Origin of the sequence: Solemya elarraichensis gill symbiont (assembly GCF_002021095.1) — a bacterium.
GTDB lineage: Bacteria > Pseudomonadota > Gammaproteobacteria > Chromatiales > Chromatiaceae.
In genome coordinates, this window is record NZ_MPRK01000264.1 from 1 (window position 1) to 2,376 (window position 2,376).

3 protein-coding genes are annotated in these 2,376 nt (G+C 50.9%); all 3 read right to left on the minus strand.

The genetic code is table 11. The annotated features are described in order from the left end of the window. Nucleotides 1-110: 110 nt before the first annotated feature. The gene (locus BOW51_RS11825) at nucleotides 111-245 is read right to left on the minus strand and encodes a hypothetical protein (RefSeq protein ID WP_281252888.1); all 135 of its coding nucleotides are present in this window, start codon (nucleotides 243-245) and stop codon (nucleotides 111-113) included. An 85-nt stretch (nucleotides 246-330) separates the two neighbouring features. After that, nucleotides 331-1,446, minus strand: coding sequence for a glycosyltransferase family 4 protein (locus BOW51_RS09970; protein WP_135568240.1), 1,116 nt, complete (start codon nucleotides 1,444-1,446; stop codon nucleotides 331-333). A 4-nt stretch (nucleotides 1,447-1,450) separates the two neighbouring features. Beyond that, complete coding sequence (locus tag BOW51_RS09975; RefSeq protein ID WP_167367323.1) at nucleotides 1,451-2,305, minus strand: EpsG family protein; 855 nt, start codon at nucleotides 2,303-2,305, stop codon at nucleotides 1,451-1,453. Between the last annotated feature and the right edge of the window lie 71 nt (nucleotides 2,306-2,376).

Below are 2,376 nucleotides of genomic sequence, written 5' to 3' on the forward strand. Positions count from 1 at the left end.
TATTTTTCCTTTGGCGCTGGCGCACGTCAGAAAAACAGTCTCGCCTAGTGGCTACCGGGGACTACGCGCCTTCGACTCTCTCTCCTTGGCGCGCAGCGAGGGGTCAATATTCAAGCGGCCTTATCTTCACAGAGTTCTTCCTCAGCTTCAATCATCATCTCCATGATGACTTCCATCGCGGCTGCATCTGTCTCTGCGACTTCACGCCACTCTGCGCAATCTACCTGCAGTGCTTCGTTAGTCATGATCGCCTCCCGGTTTGTTTAGTTATTAAGCAGATTCTAATACATGGTTTTGATTATTGTACTGATAAATATCAATTATCTGTAATTATTTTGGTAATAAATGTGGTATTTCAGCCAGATAGGCTCCAATAACGAGTTCTTCATCGAACTCTTTTTCTACTTTTAATCTGCCTGCAACTCCCATTTCCAGTTGTTTTTCCAACGGCATATCGAGAAACTGTTGCATCGCAGCAGCGAGTGATGAAGCATTTTTGACATCACACAGCAGACCGTTGACCCCCGCATCAACCACCTCGCGACAACCTGGAACATCTGTAGCGATAAGAGGACGACCTACTGCTGCTGCCTCAAGAAGAGCACGCGGAGTGCCCTCACGATAGGATGGCAGTACCACACAGTGCGCAGCATGGAGAAACGGCCGCACATCGTCAGTTTCACCAAGATACTCGACAATACCCTCTTCCACCCACGCAGCCACCTCCTCGTCTGCAAGAGCTGACCGGTTGGATGCTCCGAGTGGTCCCAACAGCTGGAAGCTGGTATGCGGATAGATTTTTCTGATCTGCCTTGCTGCATCAACAAATTCGACAATGCCCTTGTCACGAAGTAGTCGAGCAATCAACAAGAACTTGATGGGTTGCGACGCCGGGTACTCAGCTGCCATGAAACGCTTAAGATCCACCCCTGATCCCGGCAGACAGGCACTCTTCTCTTCTGCGACAAGCTGCCGCGATAAGAACAGATTGCGGTCATCAGGATTCTGAAAAAAAACCCGTGATGGCCAGCGCTGGGAATGTCGATAGAGTGTCTCAACGATTCGCATCAGCCAACTGCCACTCAAAAAAGCTGTTCCAAGTCCGGTAATGGTATTAATGACAGGAATCTTTAATGAACGTGCCGCGAAGCTGCCGTAGATGACCGGCTTGACAGTAAAGTGCAAAACAAGATCAGGCTGATGTTCGAGGTATAGCCGCTTCAGCTCTCTCATTGTCTGCAGATCGGCAAGCGGATTTGTTCCCTTGTTGTCCATCGGCTGCTCCACTACGTAGCAGCCAAGATCGGCAAGTTTTTCCGAACTGTCGTCACGCGGGGCGATGATCAATATGCGGTAACCATCCTGCAATAAGCGGCGCACCAGGTTGCCACGGAAATGATAGAGATTCCATGCACTGTTGGCGACGAGAGCAATCAGTTGTGACATCAGTTCACCACAGAAACAGCGTGTTCTGGTAAGGGATCCAGTTTCTTGCGTGTGTAGCAAAGTTGAGCCATACAAAAAGTACAGCCGCATAGCCAAGCACTGTAATCACTGCCAGTGTTTCGGGTGATATCTCCTTACGCAGCAAAAATGGCAAACGTGACAGCACGACCACTTGTAAGGGTGTCAGGTAAAGAGAAAGCCGATCGACCGCAGTCGATGCAAACTCAACCAGACCAACCGCAACAATTGAGCCAAGCGCCATCCAGTACCAGAATCGACCTTCAGGGAAGGCGACCCGCCAGCGCTTGTGGAAAAAGAGCAACACCAGCCCCGGCAACAGGTTCATCAACACGCGGACTCGTGCCCCGGACGATTGCATTTCCGCATCGACATAGTTAACCCACATGGTGTCGATGGTATCAGCAAGCGTCAGGGTCCACAGGCCATAGAGGACAGAAAAAACTGCCAGGGTACGATAGAGCCAGTTGCCCGTGGTCACAAAAAGGCCCAGTGGTACCAGGATCACCGCACTCTTGTGAAACATGGCTGCGATACCGATAAAAATCAGAAAGCGCCACAAATGCCTACGCTCTAGCCAGATCAGTGCCCAGAATAGCAGACCGAGTGCTACACCCTGGCGGGTATAGCCCATGCCGAGCACGATCACCAGGTAGGGTACCGCAACCGCAAAGCCAAGCCATGGCGACGGTTGCTGGCGGCAGAAATTGATCAGGCCAGAAACGCATATACCCGCACACACAAGGTTGACGAACTCCATTCCCCAATCATTGTTCGCAGCAATCCAGTTGAGAATTGCATAACCCGGATCACCCCCCCTTGCCGAGAAGAATGTCTTCAAGATCGAAATGTAACGCAAACTTGTAGTGCTTGAGATAATTGCCCCAGTCGCCGCCCACCTCGAATCGAAGA

Coding starts and splice junctions, on each gene's coding strand:
- BOW51_RS11825 (WP_281252888.1), bottom strand. CDS start 245: ATGACTAACGAAGCACTGCAGGTAGATTGCGCAGAGTGGCGTGAAGTC.
- BOW51_RS09970 (WP_135568240.1), bottom strand. CDS start 1,446: ATGTCACAACTGATTGCTCTCGTCGCCAACAGTGCATGGAATCTCTAT.